Genomic DNA, 13425 nt, shown 5'->3' with positions numbered 1-13425 from the left:
TCCGACGCTGTGGGGAGACCCGCCGGGAATCTCCGCCCACTGGCCCGTCAGGTGGATGGCGGGGGTGGTGCCGCCGGGGGCTCGGTTCGTTTGCCGTCAGGTGATGCCGGGGTGGCGCCGGGGTGGTGCCACCGCGGATCTCGGTTCGCTCGCACGTCAGGTGAATGCCGGGGTGGTGCCACCGGCGGTCTCGGTTCGCTCGCCGTCAGGTGAATGCCGATGGCCCTACCCAGGATCTCGGCCCGCCCGCGTCAGGCGATCCCCGGGGTGCCGCCGCCGGGGATCTCCGCCAGGTGTACCGGCCTGCGCTCGCGCCGCGACAGTTCGCACGCCTCCGCGACCCGCAGGGCCTGCAACGCCTCACGCCCGTCGCAGGGGTTGGCCCGCTCGCCCCGGACGACCTCGACGAACGCGTTCAGCTCCGCCTCGTAGGCGGGTCCGAACCGCTCCAGGAAGCCCGTCCAGGGCTTGTCCGCGGCCGGCGGCCCGGTCGGCTCGGTGGACGCGATCGGCGTACGGTCGTCCAGGCCGACCACGATCTGGTCGCGCTCCCCGGCGAGCTCCATGCGCACGTCGTAGCCGGCCCCGTTCATCCGGGTCGCGGTGAGGGTGGCGAGCGTGCCGTCGTCCAGGGTGAGGAGCGCGGCCGCCGTGTCGACGTCGCCCGCCTCGCGGAACATCCGGGGTCCGGCGTCGGACCCGGCGGCGTAGACGTCCGTGACCTCCCGGCCGGTCACCCAGCGCAGCACGTCGAAGTCGTGGATCAGCGTGTCCCGGTACAGTCCGCCGGACAGCGGCAGCCATGCGGCGTCCGGCGGCGCCTGGTCGCTGGTCAGGGCCCGCACGGTGTGCAGCCGCCCCAGCCTGCCGGACCGTACGGCCTCGCGCGCCCCCGTGTAACCCGCGTCGAAGCGGCGCTGGAAGCCCATCTGGAGGACCGTCCCGGCCGTTTCGACCTCGGCGATCGCGCTCAGGCTCCCCGGCAGGTCCAGCGCGATGGGCTTCTCGCAGAACACCGGCAGACCCGAGCGTGCTGCCCGACCGATCAGTTCGGCGTGGGCCGACGTCGCCGTCGTGATCACCACGGCGTCGACCCCCCAGCGGAAGATCTCCTCCACGCCGGGCGCCGCCGTCTCGCCCAGCCGGTGCGCCAGTTCCTGGGCCCTTGCGGGGTCCGCGTCCGTGAGGATCAGGGAGCCGACGTCGCGATGCCGACTGAGCGTGTTCGCGTGGATGGTGCCGATGCGGCCCGTACCGATGACGCCGATGCGCATGAAAACAAAGTGCGTGCACAGCTCGCCGCTGTCAATCGGCATGTCCGGACAATCTGACTACACGACTTCCCGTCAACAACGCACAGAGCTACGCTCGGCCCGTGCCGAAACCAGAAGTGGACCCGACCGTGCAGCTCGAGCTGAGCGTGGACCGCAGCTCCCCCGTGCCGTTGTACTTCCAGCTGTCCCAGCAGCTGGAGGCCGCGATCGAGCACGGCACGCTGACCCCCGGCAGCCTGCTGGGCAACGAGATCGAGCTCGCCGCCCGGCTCGGCCTGTCCCGGCCGACCGTCCGCCAGGCGATCCAGTCGCTCGTCGACAAGGGCCTCCTCGTACGCCGCCGCGGCGTGGGTACCCAGGTCGTGCACAGCCAGGTCAAACGCCCCCTGGAGCTCAGCAGCCTCTACGACGACCTGGAGGCGGCGGGCCAGCGCCCGGCCACCAGGGTCCTGGTCAACAAGCTCGTCCCCGCCTCCGCCGAGGTCGCCGCCGCACTCGGCGTCGCCGAGGACAGCGACGTCCACCGCGTCGAGCGGCTCCGTCTCGCCCACGGCGAGCCCATGGCCTACCTCTGCAACTTCCTGCCCCCCGGCCTCATCGACCTCGACACCGATCAGCTGGAGAACACCGGGCTCTACCGGCTGATGCGATCGGCGGGCATCACCCTGCACAGCGCCCGCCAGTCGATCGGTGCCCGGGCGGCGACGGCGGAGGAGGCGGAGCGCCTGGCGGAGGAGACGGGCGCCCCGCTGCTCACCATGCAACGCGTCACGTTCGACGACACGGGCCGGGCTGTCGAGTACGGCACACACACGTACCGCCCGACGCGCTATTCCTTCGAGTTCCAGTTGCTGGTGCGCTCTTGAGGGGCGCGGGGAACTGCGCGACAAGCCCCCACCGCCCCGCAGCCGCCAGCGGTCCGCACCACCCCTGTGATCCGCACCCTGCCTCCCCGTGAGGCAGAATCGGCGGCGATGAGCACCTACCGCGACTTCACCGCCCCCATCGGCTCCCGCCGTGCCACCGTGCTCCGCACCGTCGGCACCCGGGAGCGCCGCTCGCACCTGACGGCCCCCCGCGTGCCCACGGTCGGCATCGACATCGGCGGTACGAAGGTGATGGCGGGCGTCGTCGACGCCGACGGCAACATCCTGGAGATGCTCCGCACGGAGACCCCGGACAAGTCCAAGAGCCCCAAGGTCGTCGAGGACACCATCGCCGAGCTGGTCCTGGACCTCTCCGACCGGCACGACGTGCACGCCGTCGGCATCGGTGCGGCCGGCTGGGTGGACGCGGACCGCAACCGCGTGCTGTTCGCCCCCCACCTGTCCTGGCGCAACGAACCGCTCCGCGACCGCCTCTCGGGCCGGCTCTCCGTCCCGGTCCTCGTGGACAACGACGCCAACACCGCCGCCTGGGCCGAGTGGCGCTTCGGCGCCGGCCGTGGCGAGGACCATCTCGTCATGATCACCCTCGGCACCGGCATCGGCGGCGCGATCCTGGAGGACGGCCAGGTCAAGCGCGGCAAGTACGGCGTCGCCGGCGAGTTCGGCCACATGCAGGTCGTACCCGGCGGCCACCGCTGCCCGTGCGGCAACCGTGGCTGCTGGGAGCAGTACAGCTCCGGGAACGCCCTGGTCCGCGAGGCCCGCGAGCTGGCGGCGGCCGATTCGCCGGTGGCGTACGGGATCATCGAGCACGTCAAGGGCAGCATCGGCGACATCACCGGCCCGATGATCACCGAGCTGGCCCGCGAGGGCGACGCCATGTGCATCGAGCTGCTCCAGGACATCGGCCAGTGGCTCGGCGTGGGCATCGCCAACCTCGCCGCCGCCCTCGACCCGTCCTGCTTCGTGATCGGCGGCGGGGTCTCGGCCGCCGACGACCTGCTGATCGGCCCGGCCCGGGACGCATTCAAGCGGCACCTCACCGGCCGCGGCTACCGCCCCGAGGCCCGTATCGTCCGGGCCCAGCTCGGCCCCGAGGCCGGCATGGTCGGCGCCGCCGACCTCGCCCGGCTGGTCGCCCGCCGCTTCCGCCGTGCCAAGCGCCGCCGCGTGGAGCGCTTCGAGCGGTACGAGCGCTACACGCAGTCGCTCCGCAGTACCCAGGAGACGCCGTGACCGCCTCCCTGCCCCACCAGGGAACTTGGCCCGACGAACCGGACCGCCCGGTCGAGGACCGTCGCCACATGATCCGCCGCAGGGCCCTCACGCTGCTGATCATCGTGCTGCTCATCGGTATCCCGGCCGGCTACCTCGTGATCTCCGCGAACCAGAGCCGCGACAGCGGCAAGGACAAGGAGGCGAAGTACTCGGCGACCGGCCTGACCGAGGGCTGGCCCTCCAAGCTCCAGCGCCGGATCTACCAGGTGCCCGTCCCGCACCCCGCCTGGCACGTGGCGTACTACGAGACCAACAACTGGAAGACCAGCCGCCTCTACACCCAGTTCGAGACCAACGCGGCCGGCCTGGACGCCTATCTGACCGGCCTGGGCGTGACCCGCGAGGATCTGAAGCAGGGCCACATCACCATCGGCGCCCGCGACCGGAAGGTCACCGGCTGGAAGTTCGCCACGAACGACTCCTGGTACGGCTTCGTCCACCGGCAGAAGAACCCGGCCCCCACCCACGACGTGGTCGTGGACCTGTCCAACCCGGCGTACCCCTGGGTCTACGTGGTCGCGCGGACCGTGCCCTGACCGTCGCCGGAGCCGATTGTCAGACCCCGCCCGTAGAGTCGGAGGCAGCTGATCCGACACGCGGGGCGGGATCGGAGGCAGCTGATCCGACACGCGGGGCGGGAGGTGGCAGGACGTATGGGAGAGACGGTTTCGACGACCGAGCGGGCGGGGGAGGCGACGGTCCCGGTCCGGCTCCCGGCCGTCTTCCTGCCCGCGCCCCTCCCGCGCGAGGGGCACATCGCCTTCTGGGACCCCGACGGCGAGCCCCTGCCCGCCCGGGAGCCGGGGGACGCCGACGACACCGAGCACGCCGCGGAGACCGAGCTGACCGTCGTACGACGGCACGGCGCCACCGGCGTCCGGCGGCGCACCACCCCCGCGCTGACCCTCCCACTCGATGCCGCGCTGCCGCTCCTCGTGCGCGCCCGGCACGACCCCGCGGCCCACCCCGCCACGGCCTGCTGGGGCGCCGCCGCCCTGCACGCCCTGCGGCTGACCGCCCGCGGCCGGCTGCTGCCCGGCCTGACCGCCACGGGCCACGACGCCTGGCGCGCCGGCCCCCTCGACCCGGACGACATCGCACACCTGCGCGCGGTGGCCGCCGCCCTTCCCTACGAGGGCCATGCCGTGCCGCTGCCCGGCCCCGGCCCGATCCGGCTGGCCGAACCGGAAGCGCTGGTGCGGGCCTTCCTCGACGCCGTCGCCGACACCCTGCCCCGCACCCCGGCCGCGCCCCACACCTCCGGCCGGCCCTTCGCGGCACGAGAGGCCCAGCAGCTGTCCACCGCCCACGACTGGGCCGCCGAAGTCGCCGCCGGGATGGACGCCGGCGTGCGGATCTCGCTCCGCCTGGACCTGTCGGCCTACGACCTGTTCGACGAGGCCTCCGCCGGCGGCGCCCGCAGCGCCGGCGCGGCGATCGTCCAGGTGCACAGCCTCGCCGACCCCACCCTGGTGGCCGACGCGGCAGCCCTGTGGGCGGGGGAGGCCGACGACGCCTTCGGGCCCCGCGCGCGCGTGGACGCGGCCCTCGCCGTCCGCCGCGCGGCCCGTGTCTGGCCCCCGCTCGACCGGCTCGCCGACCAGGACGTGCCCGACGTGCTGGCCCTGACCGAGGACGAGCTGAGCGACCTCCTCGGGGTCGCGGCGACCCGGCTCGCCGCCGCCGGGGTCGCCGTGCACTGGCCGCGTGACCTCGCGCAGGACCTGTCCGCCGCGGCGGTGGTCCGCCCGGCCCCCGGCTCGGCGACCGACGGCACCGGCTTCTTCGAGAGTGAGGACCTCCTCCAGTTCCGCTGGCAGCTGGCGCTCGGCGGCGACCCGCTCACCGACACCGAGATGGACGCCCTCGCCGAGGCGCACCGCCCCGTCGTCCGGCTGCGCGACCAGTGGGTGCTGGTCGACCCGGCGCTCGTGCGCAAGGCCCGCAAACGGGACCTCGGCCTGCTCGACCCGGTCGACGCGCTGTCCGTCGCCCTCACCGGCACGGCCGACGTGGACGGCGAGACGGTCCAGGCCGTCCCGGTCGGCGCACTGGCCGCCCTGCGCGACCGCCTGACCGCGGGAATCCGCCCGGCCGAACCGCCCCCGGGGCTGCGAGCCACCCTCCGCGACTACCAGCTGCGGGGCCTGGCCTGGCTCGACCTGATGACCTCCCTCGGCCTCGGCGGCTGCCTCGCCGACGACATGGGCCTCGGCAAGACCATCACCCTCATCGCGCTGCACCTGAAGCGGGCGCGCGGCGAACCCACCCTGGTCGTGTGCCCGGCCTCCCTGCTGGGCAACTGGCAGCGGGAGATCACCCGCTTCGCCCCCGGCGTGCCCGTCCGCCGCTTCCACGGCCCGGACCGCAGCCTCGACGGCCTGGACGGCGGTTTCGTCCTCACCACGTACGGCACCATGCGCTCGGCGGCCCCCGCCCTGGCCGAGCGAGCCTGGGGCATGGTCGTCGCCGACGAGGCGCAGCACGTCAAGAACCCCTACTCGGCCACCGCCAAGGCGCTGCGCGCCATCCCGGCCCCCGCGCGCGTGGCCCTCACCGGCACGCCCGTCGAGAACAACCTCTCGGAGCTGTGGGCCCTGCTCGACTGGACCACCCCCGGCCTGCTCGGCCCGCTGAAGTCCTTCCGCGCCCGGCACGCGCGCGCCGTGGAGAACGGCGAGGACGAGGAGGCGGTGGAGCGCCTCGCCCGCCTGGTGAGGCCCTTCCTGCTGCGCCGCAAGAAGTCCGACCCGGGCATCGTGCCCGAGCTGCCGCCCAAGACGGAGACCGACCACCCGGTGCCGCTCACGCGGGAACAGGCCGCGCTGTACGAGGCGGTGGTCCGCGAGTCGATGCTCGCCATCGAGACGGCCGAGGGCATGCCCCGCCGCGGCCTGGTGCTGAAGCTCCTCACGTCGCTGAAGCAGATCTGCGACCACCCCGCGCTGTTCCTCAAGGAGGAGCACACCGCTGCCGCCGGCGACCGGCTCGCCGCCAGCTCCGGGAAGCTCGCCCTGCTGGACGAGCTGCTGGACACGCTGCTCGCCGAGGACGGGTCCGCCCTCGTCTTCACCCAGTACGTCGGGATGGCCCGCCTGATCACCTCCCACCTGGCCACCCGGGCCGTCCCGGTCGACCTCCTCCACGGCGGTACGCCGGTCCCCGAGCGGGAGCGCATGGTGGACCGCTTCCAGGCCGGTTCGACACCGGTCCTGGTGCTTTCGCTCAAGGCGGCGGGCACCGGCCTCAACCTCACCCGGGCGGGTCATGTCGTGCACTTCGACCGCTGGTGGAACCCGGCCGTCGAGGAGCAGGCGACCGACCGTGCCTACCGCATCGGCCAGACCCAGCCGGTGCAGGTGCACCGCCTCATCACCGAGGGCACCGTCGAGGACCGCATCGCCGAGATGCTCCAGTCCAAGCGGGCCCTGGCCGACGCGATCCTGGGCTCCGGCGAGTCCTCCCTGACGGAACTGACGGACCGGGAACTGTCCGACCTGGTGTCCCTGCGGAGGTCGTCATGACGTCCCGCCAGGGCTGCGAACCGCCCGCCCCGCCGTCCCCGCGGAGTACGTCATGAGCGCCCGCCCGTCCGACGAGGTCCGCCGGGCCCTGCGCGAGGCCCGGGAGCGAGCGGCCCACGACGCAGCTCCGGCCCCGGCCGCCCGCCCGGAGCCGCCGTCCCCGTCCGGGGAAGCGGCAGACGAGGGAGCGCCCAGGCCGGCAGACGTGGCACGCGAGGCACTGCGGAGGGCGGTGTCCGAGCAGCGGGGGAGCGGGCGGGCGGACGCCGATGCCGTCCAGGCCGCAGACTCCTCGGGGGGCGGCGACGAGCCCGCGGACGCCGGTGGTGCCGGGGTGGCCGCCGGTGGGCGGGCGGACGGTGGTGTGCCCGGGGGTGCCGGTGGTTCCGGGGTGGCCGCCGGTGGGCGGGCGGACGGTGGTGTGCCCGGGGGTGCCGGTGGTTCCGGGGTGGCCGCCGGTGGGCGGGCCGACGCTGGCGCGCCCGAGGTCGGCCGTGCCACCGAACGCTCCGGCGGGCCGGAGGGGAGGCCCGGCCCCCAGGCGGACGGTGGTGGTCCGGAGGGCACCGGCGCACCCCGTGTCGGCAGTGCGCCCGAGGGCCTCCCGGCGGCCCTGACACCGGAGCCGCAGCCATCCGGTGACCCACGGACGAGCCCTCCGCAGGCCACTTCGACCGGTGGGGCCTCCGCGCGTTCCTCCGGTCCGGCGGGTACCGGGCCGCGGGCCGCGGACGTCGCGCGCGAGGCGCTGCGCGCGGCACGGGACGACGCGCGGCGGGCCCGGGAGCAGACGGAGCGGGAAGGTGCCCGCCGCAGGCGCCGGGCCCGGCAGAGCGCCGTGGACGACAGAGCAGCGGCTGCGCGACGAGCGGGCACGGACGCCCCCGGCCGGGATGCGCGTGATGTGGGGCAGCTGCTGTCCGGCGCCTTCCTGATGCCGGACCTGCAGGACACGGCCGCCGACGACCATGAGCCGACGGCCTGGCGGGTCGAGCGGCCCGCTCGCAACGCCTCTCCTCCGAGCTCCGCACCCGTCGGCGCCGAGCCGCTTCCGGCTCCGCCGGCCACCTCGGCGTCCCGCACCCCTCCGCCCTCCCGAACCCCCCGCTCCATGGCCGCCCCGACGCGCGACCACGAGCTCCGCCGCACCTTCCCGCCCCTCCCGCCCCGGGAGGATGACCGCTTCGCCGAGAGCTGGTGGGGAAACGCCTGGGTCGGGGCGCTGGAGCAGGGCGCGCTGGACGTGAAGCGGCTGGAGCGCGGGCGGGGATACGCGGGGCAGGGCCATGTCGACGCCATCACCGTGACACCCGGACTGGTACTGGCCTACGTCCAGGGCAGCCGCCCCCGCCCGTACCGCGTCCAGGTACACCTGCGCACGCTCGACGACACCGACTGGGACCTGTTCCTCGACGCCGCCGCCGACCGCCCCGGGCACATCGCGGCGCTGCTCGACAAGGAGATGCCCCAGTCGCTCGCGGAGTGCGGTGTGCCGCTGCTGCCCGGCCCCGGCGACCTGGAGCCCCGGTGCAGCTGCCCCGACCGCGGCCACCCCTGCAAGCGCGCGGCCGCCCTCTGCTACCAGACCGCCCGGCTGCTCGACGCCGACCCCTTCGTCCTGCTCCTGCTGCGCGGCCGGGGCGAACGAGAGCTGCTCGACGCGCTGTCCCGGCTGAGTGCCACCCGTGCCGCGCGCGCCGCGCAGGACAAGGGTCCGGCGCCCCTGCCCGGCGTGCGGGCCGCCGAGGTCCTCGCCTCGCGCGCCCTCCCGCCCCTCCCGGCTCCACTGCCTCCACTCGCACACCCCGAGCAGCCCCCCGCCTATCCGGCGGCCCCCGGCGGCCCTGACCCCTTCGCGCTGGACCAGCTGGCCACGGACGCCGCCGCCCGCGCCCACGCCCTGCTCGGCACCGGCCGTGACCCGGTCGGGCAGCTGACCTTCTGGCAGGACGCGGTCCGTCTGGCCGCCGCCCGCCCCGGGGCCGGACTCACCGCCGGCACCCGGGCGCTGTACGCGTCCCTCGCCTCAGCGGCGGGCCGCACCACGTCGGAGCTGGCCCGTGCGGTGGCGGCCTGGCGTCAGGGCGGACTGGAGGGCCTCGCCGTACTGGAGGAGCCGTGGGACCCGCCCGCCGGCCGGTTCGACCGTGCCAGGCCCCTGCTCCTCGCCGCCGACCTGCCCGCCTTCCGGCCCTGGCGCAACCACCTCACCCACCCACAGGGCCACGTCCAGCTGCGTCTCGGCCGCGACGGCCTCTGGTACGCCTACGAGTCCGAGCCGGGCCACGACGACTGGTGGCCGAGAGGTACCCCGGACCTGGACCCGGTCGGCGCCCTCACCGGCCTCTGGGTGCCCGGCGACCTGTGAGGGCCCCGGGCAGGCGCAGTTCGGCAGCCCCGCTCCTTCACCGCCCGCGCTGTGTATCGCCCATGTATGGACGCTTCCTGACGTGACGCCGGTGGAGACGCCATTGGGGCGTCACCGTGATCGAAGCGCTTCGACATAACCCTGTGTAACGGTAATTGGATTGAACGCGCGCCTTTTAGATCTTGAGCTGAAGAGAACTGTTTATCGAAGCGCTTGACCAGATGCGGGGAACACCGCGGAGTCCCTGTCGCTCCAGCGCTCCAGAGCCGACTCATCGCGCCGGACGAAACGGCGGGGCGGGCGGTGCAGGAATCCTGCCCGAGCAGCCGACCCGCCGCATGACGGCTCATCCCGGTGCGAAATACTCTCCTGATGGGTTCACGCACTTCCCCGGTCAGCCGGCCGGTCACGATACGGAGGGCCGTCGCGCGGGATGCCAAACGGCTCACGCGGCTCGTGCGTGGCTCAGGCTCCTACGAGGGTGAGTACGCTGCCGCAGTCGCGGGCTACCGGGTCGGTCCTGACTACATCGAGGCCCACCGTGTCTTCGTGGCCGTCGGCGCCGACGAGCATGGAGGCCGGGTCCTGGGGTTCTACTCGCTGGTCCTCGCTCCGCCGGAGCTCGACCTGCTGTTCGTCGCCGACGAAGTGCAGGGGCGGGGTATCGGACGGCTGCTCGTGACGCACATGCGGTCTGAGGTCCGTGCCGCCGGGCTCGACCGTGTCAAGGTCGTGTCGCATCCTCCCGCCGAGGGCTTCTACCACCGCGCAGGTGCGGTGCGGACCGGGACCGCGTTCGCGAACCCGCCCGCCGTGCCGTGGGACCGTCCCGAGTTCGAGTTCCGCGTTTCTTCGGAATGACGCGGTCCGGTCGCCGGGAACCCGGCTCCACGCCCTCGCTGCCCACATCCGGTTGAGGCCCCCGGACTCATCCAGTGGCCCCAGCCTGGCGGCCCCGGCCGCCGCACAACGCCCATTCAGATCACCTCTGAGTGGATCAACTTTCAGTCACGCAAGGCCTTGGCGACGCCGCAGCATGGTGGCGCGCGATGACCTGGACACGTCTTCACGGCAGGGCCGAAGCACCGCTCCGATGGTCAACCCGCCACATCGGGACGATTGGGTGCACCAGCGGACGCCGTGACCGGTGACATGACTGGCTCGAAACGACTTGCCCAGCGGGGTGTTACGTATAACCTTGCTTCGCTGGCCATGTCGTCGGCTGGCGATTGGCGCAGCCGGAAAGTCACATTCATCCGACTACCCCAAGGGGCAATCGTGAACGACATCACTGCCTTCATCAACGAAGACGCGCGCCTCGATGAGGTCCCGATCGAGCGGGCCGAAGGCACCGTACTGGTGGACCAGGGCGTCACCGTGCTGGCGACCACGTCACCGAACTTCTGCCTTACGTTCGCCATCGGGGAGTGAATCGCGAGACCGACGCCCTCGACTCCGTGTAAGTGGGTTCAGTGGATTCAGTGGATGAGCTGATCGCTCAAGTGATGAATTCGCGCTGACGGAGCCGACACGCACAGAACTCTGCCGGGCCAGAGGCCAATTCTGGCCCGGCAGAGCGGGCAGCGCGTGCACGAAGACCAGTTCACCGGTAGAAGGTTTGGAGGCCCTCGTGAAACTGCCTACCAGAATCCTATCCGCACTGACCGGACCGATCCCTGTGACCCGATCAAAGGCCATCGGGGTCTCGGAGCGCCTGTCCGCCCTCACCACGCTGACCTCCTCTCTGGAATACCTGGCCCAGCGAAGGCAGACCAGACGGGGCGGACTCCACCACTGGCCCACGATGGCCCGTGACGTGTCCGGCCCACCCCTGACGGGCAAGTTCCTCGACGCCATCAGCGGGGAGAAGACCACCGCGGCGTTGCATGTGGCCCGGGCCGCGGTCAGCGCGGGAATGCTGCTGCCGGGTCAGGCGCGCTGGCGGGGTGCGGGCAACCTGTTCCTGGGCGTCTCGACCGCCATGCTCCATGTGCGGCACCGGTACGGCACCGACGGCTCCGACCAGGTATCGGTCCTGGTGCAGACGGCCACCGGTATGGCGCGCCTCTCCACACGTCCGCAGACCCAGGACGCCTTGCTCTGGTACGTGGCGCTGCAGGCCAACGCCTCGTACCTCGTATCCGGTTGGATGAAACTGCTGAGCAGGTCATGGAGGGATGCGACCGCGCTCAGCGGCGTCATGCGAACGGCGACGTACGGCCACGAGGCCACCTACAAACTGGCGAAGAAACATCCGAAAGCCGCGAAGTGCCTCACGCACGGCGTGCTCGCGCTTGAGTGTCTCTTCCCGGTGGCCTATCTGGCCGGCGGGAAACTCGCTCGGCCTGTGATCGCCTGCGCAGGCGCGTTTCATGTCGCGAACGGCCTGGTCATGGGGCTGGGCCGGTTCGTCACCGCCTTCACTTCCATGTACCCGATGGTCGCCTATACCTCGACCCCGAGGACGCACCCCTCCGTGGCCGACCGCGACGACCGAGCCCTGGTGGCCGGCGCGGCGCTGCTGGCCGGAGCGGCGTCCGTGGTCGGTGTGGTCGCGGTCCAGCGACGCATGCGCACGCTGCAAGGTTCTCCACGATCCGCGTTTCTGACGACCCGCCATCGAAACGAAATCCAGTACGAGCGAAGTGAGGGTGACGACCCCGCCCTGCCGGTTCTCGTCTTTGTCAACGGGATGGTCTCCACCTCCGAGCACTTCACTTGGATCACGGAGAAGATCTGCCGGGAGAGTGGGTACGGTGTGGTCACCTACGCTCGTGCCGGATATGCCGGCAGCAAGTACCGGAGCATCTCTTCCTATCGGCTGGCGGAATCAGTTGACGATCTGATCGACCTGGTTCGCGGTGTTGTCCCGGAAGATCGCGAAGTCGTGCTGGTCGGTCACTCGCTCGGTGGTGAACTGGCCCGCCGGGCGGCCGCGGACCTGGGGGACCGGCTGCAGGGCATCGTCTACCTCGACTCCTCTCACCCCGACGAGTTGAACCGATCGAGCCAGCAGCGCAGTTCCGCCGAGATGCTGGTCCGCGTGATGAACACGATGGTGCGCTCCCTCAACGCCGGACTCGGCATTCTCCTGTCACGACCGGCCTGGGTGGGCGCGCTGCCTGCCAACTGCCGTAACCGTGTGTTCGCTCAGTACACCGACGCACGTCTGTGGGAGGCCGGCCGCCGTGAATGGGCCGCCGTCGAGAAGGATTTCCTGGACTTCTCGGGGAAGCTGCCCGCCATCGCAGCGCATGCCCTGGTGATCTCCGCACAACAGACTGTCGACCGGGACCCGGAGCAGTTGTTGATGCACAACGAACTGGCCGAGACGCACCAGGGGGAGGGGCGCCACGTGAGGAGCTTCGTGCTGGAGGGCGCCGACCACGACTCGCTGCTGACCGATGGCCGGTTCGCCACCGAGGCGGGCCGCCGGATCCTCGCCTTCCTCGACGAGATCCAGGCGGCTGATTCACCGCAGGTGCCCGCCGTGGAAGAGATGGCGCAGTGAAACAGACGTTGAAGAGCGCCTTGTCGGGCCCCGGTGCGGTCGCGCGGATCGCGGGCGCGGCCATGCTGATCGGCACGCTCGCCGCACAGCACCCGAATCCGATGTTCAACCGACTTCAGCGCAAGGACACCTTCGCGCTGCTGCCGATCTGGCGCTTCTTCGCTCCGGAACCGGCCATGCATGACTACCACTTCTTTTACCGCACGCTGAATACCGCAGGCGAGACTTCGCCCTGGCAGGCGGTTGATCTGATAGCCGGGCGGCGGTTCCACCAGATCCTCTGGTTCCCCGGCCGGCGAGTGGAGAAGGGCGTCTTCGATATCTGCACTGAGATGCTGAAGACACTGGAAAAGGGATTCTCCGAGGTGATCCGCACGCCTGCCTACCGGGTGATCACGGCGTATCTGCGGGAGCAGGTACGCCGTGAAGCCGCCGCAGGGGTCGACGGGTTCCAGTTCGCTCTGGCACGCGCCGCCGGGCACGACACCTCCACCACCCCTGAAGTGCTCTTCGTCTCGCCGTACACCCCGATGGACCCAGCCTCCGCCACCGCCCGCCCTCGCGTGACGGCCGGCTGACCGCA

10 protein-coding genes are annotated in these 13425 nt (G+C 72.1%); 9 read left to right on the top strand and 1 reads right to left on the bottom strand.

The features are described from left to right. Positions 1-251 precede the first annotated feature (251 nt). Positions 252-1274 carry a Gfo/Idh/MocA family oxidoreductase gene (locus ACFY5B_RS36810; protein ID WP_389978814.1) on the bottom strand — a complete coding sequence of 341 codons (1023 nt, stop codon included), beginning with the start codon at positions 1272-1274 and terminating at the stop codon, positions 252-254. 128 nt (positions 1275-1402) lie between these two features. Between ACFY5B_RS36810 and ACFY5B_RS36805 the strand changes: the two genes are divergently transcribed. From ACFY5B_RS36805 to ACFY5B_RS36765, 9 genes are all read left to right on the top strand, one after another. Further along, positions 1403-2140 carry a GntR family transcriptional regulator gene (locus tag ACFY5B_RS36805; RefSeq protein ID WP_389978811.1) on the top strand — a complete coding sequence of 246 codons (738 nt, stop codon included), beginning with the start codon at positions 1403-1405 and terminating at the stop codon, positions 2138-2140. 108 nt (positions 2141-2248) lie between these two features. Further along, entirely contained in the window at positions 2249-3397 is a 1149-nt protein-coding gene (locus ACFY5B_RS36800; protein WP_389978680.1) for an ROK family glucokinase, read from the top strand. After that, the gene (locus tag ACFY5B_RS36795) at positions 3394-3975 is read left to right on the top strand and encodes a sugar kinase (RefSeq protein ID WP_389978677.1); all 582 of its coding nucleotides are present in this window, start codon (positions 3394-3396) and stop codon (positions 3973-3975) included. Before ACFY5B_RS36800 ends, ACFY5B_RS36795 begins: the two co-directional genes overlap by 4 nt. A 117-nt stretch (positions 3976-4092) precedes the next feature. Then, positions 4093-6963, top strand: a complete 2871-nt coding sequence (locus ACFY5B_RS36790; protein WP_389978676.1) for a DEAD/DEAH box helicase — start codon at positions 4093-4095, stop codon at positions 6961-6963. A 52-nt stretch (positions 6964-7015) separates the two neighbouring features. Further along, positions 7016-9331: a hypothetical protein gene (locus tag ACFY5B_RS36785; protein WP_389978673.1), complete on the top strand. Its 2316-nt coding sequence runs from the start codon at positions 7016-7018 to the stop codon at positions 9329-9331. Between the two features lie 372 nt (positions 9332-9703). Continuing rightward, positions 9704-10192: a GNAT family N-acetyltransferase gene (locus ACFY5B_RS36780; RefSeq protein ID WP_389978670.1), complete on the top strand. Its 489-nt coding sequence runs from the start codon at positions 9704-9706 to the stop codon at positions 10190-10192. Between the two features lie 417 nt (positions 10193-10609). Next, positions 10610-10762: a hypothetical protein gene (locus ACFY5B_RS36775; RefSeq protein WP_389978667.1), complete on the top strand. Its 153-nt coding sequence runs from the start codon at positions 10610-10612 to the stop codon at positions 10760-10762. A gap of 373 nt (positions 10763-11135) precedes the next feature. Beyond that, on the top strand, positions 11136-12842 hold the full coding sequence (locus ACFY5B_RS36770; protein WP_389978664.1) for an alpha/beta fold hydrolase: 1707 nt from the start codon (positions 11136-11138) through the stop codon (positions 12840-12842). Continuing rightward, the gene (locus ACFY5B_RS36765; protein WP_389978661.1) at positions 12839-13420 is read left to right on the top strand and encodes a hypothetical protein; all 582 of its coding nucleotides are present in this window, start codon (positions 12839-12841) and stop codon (positions 13418-13420) included. The genes ACFY5B_RS36770 and ACFY5B_RS36765 overlap by 4 nt, the downstream gene beginning before the upstream one ends. Positions 13421-13425: the final 5 nt, after the last annotated feature.

This window comes from Streptomyces sp. NPDC013187 (assembly GCF_042899705.1).
GTDB classification, from domain to species: domain Bacteria; phylum Actinomycetota; class Actinomycetes; order Streptomycetales; family Streptomycetaceae; genus Streptomyces; species Streptomyces hawaiiensis_A.
This window is presented reverse-complemented; position numbering and strand designations above follow the sequence as displayed.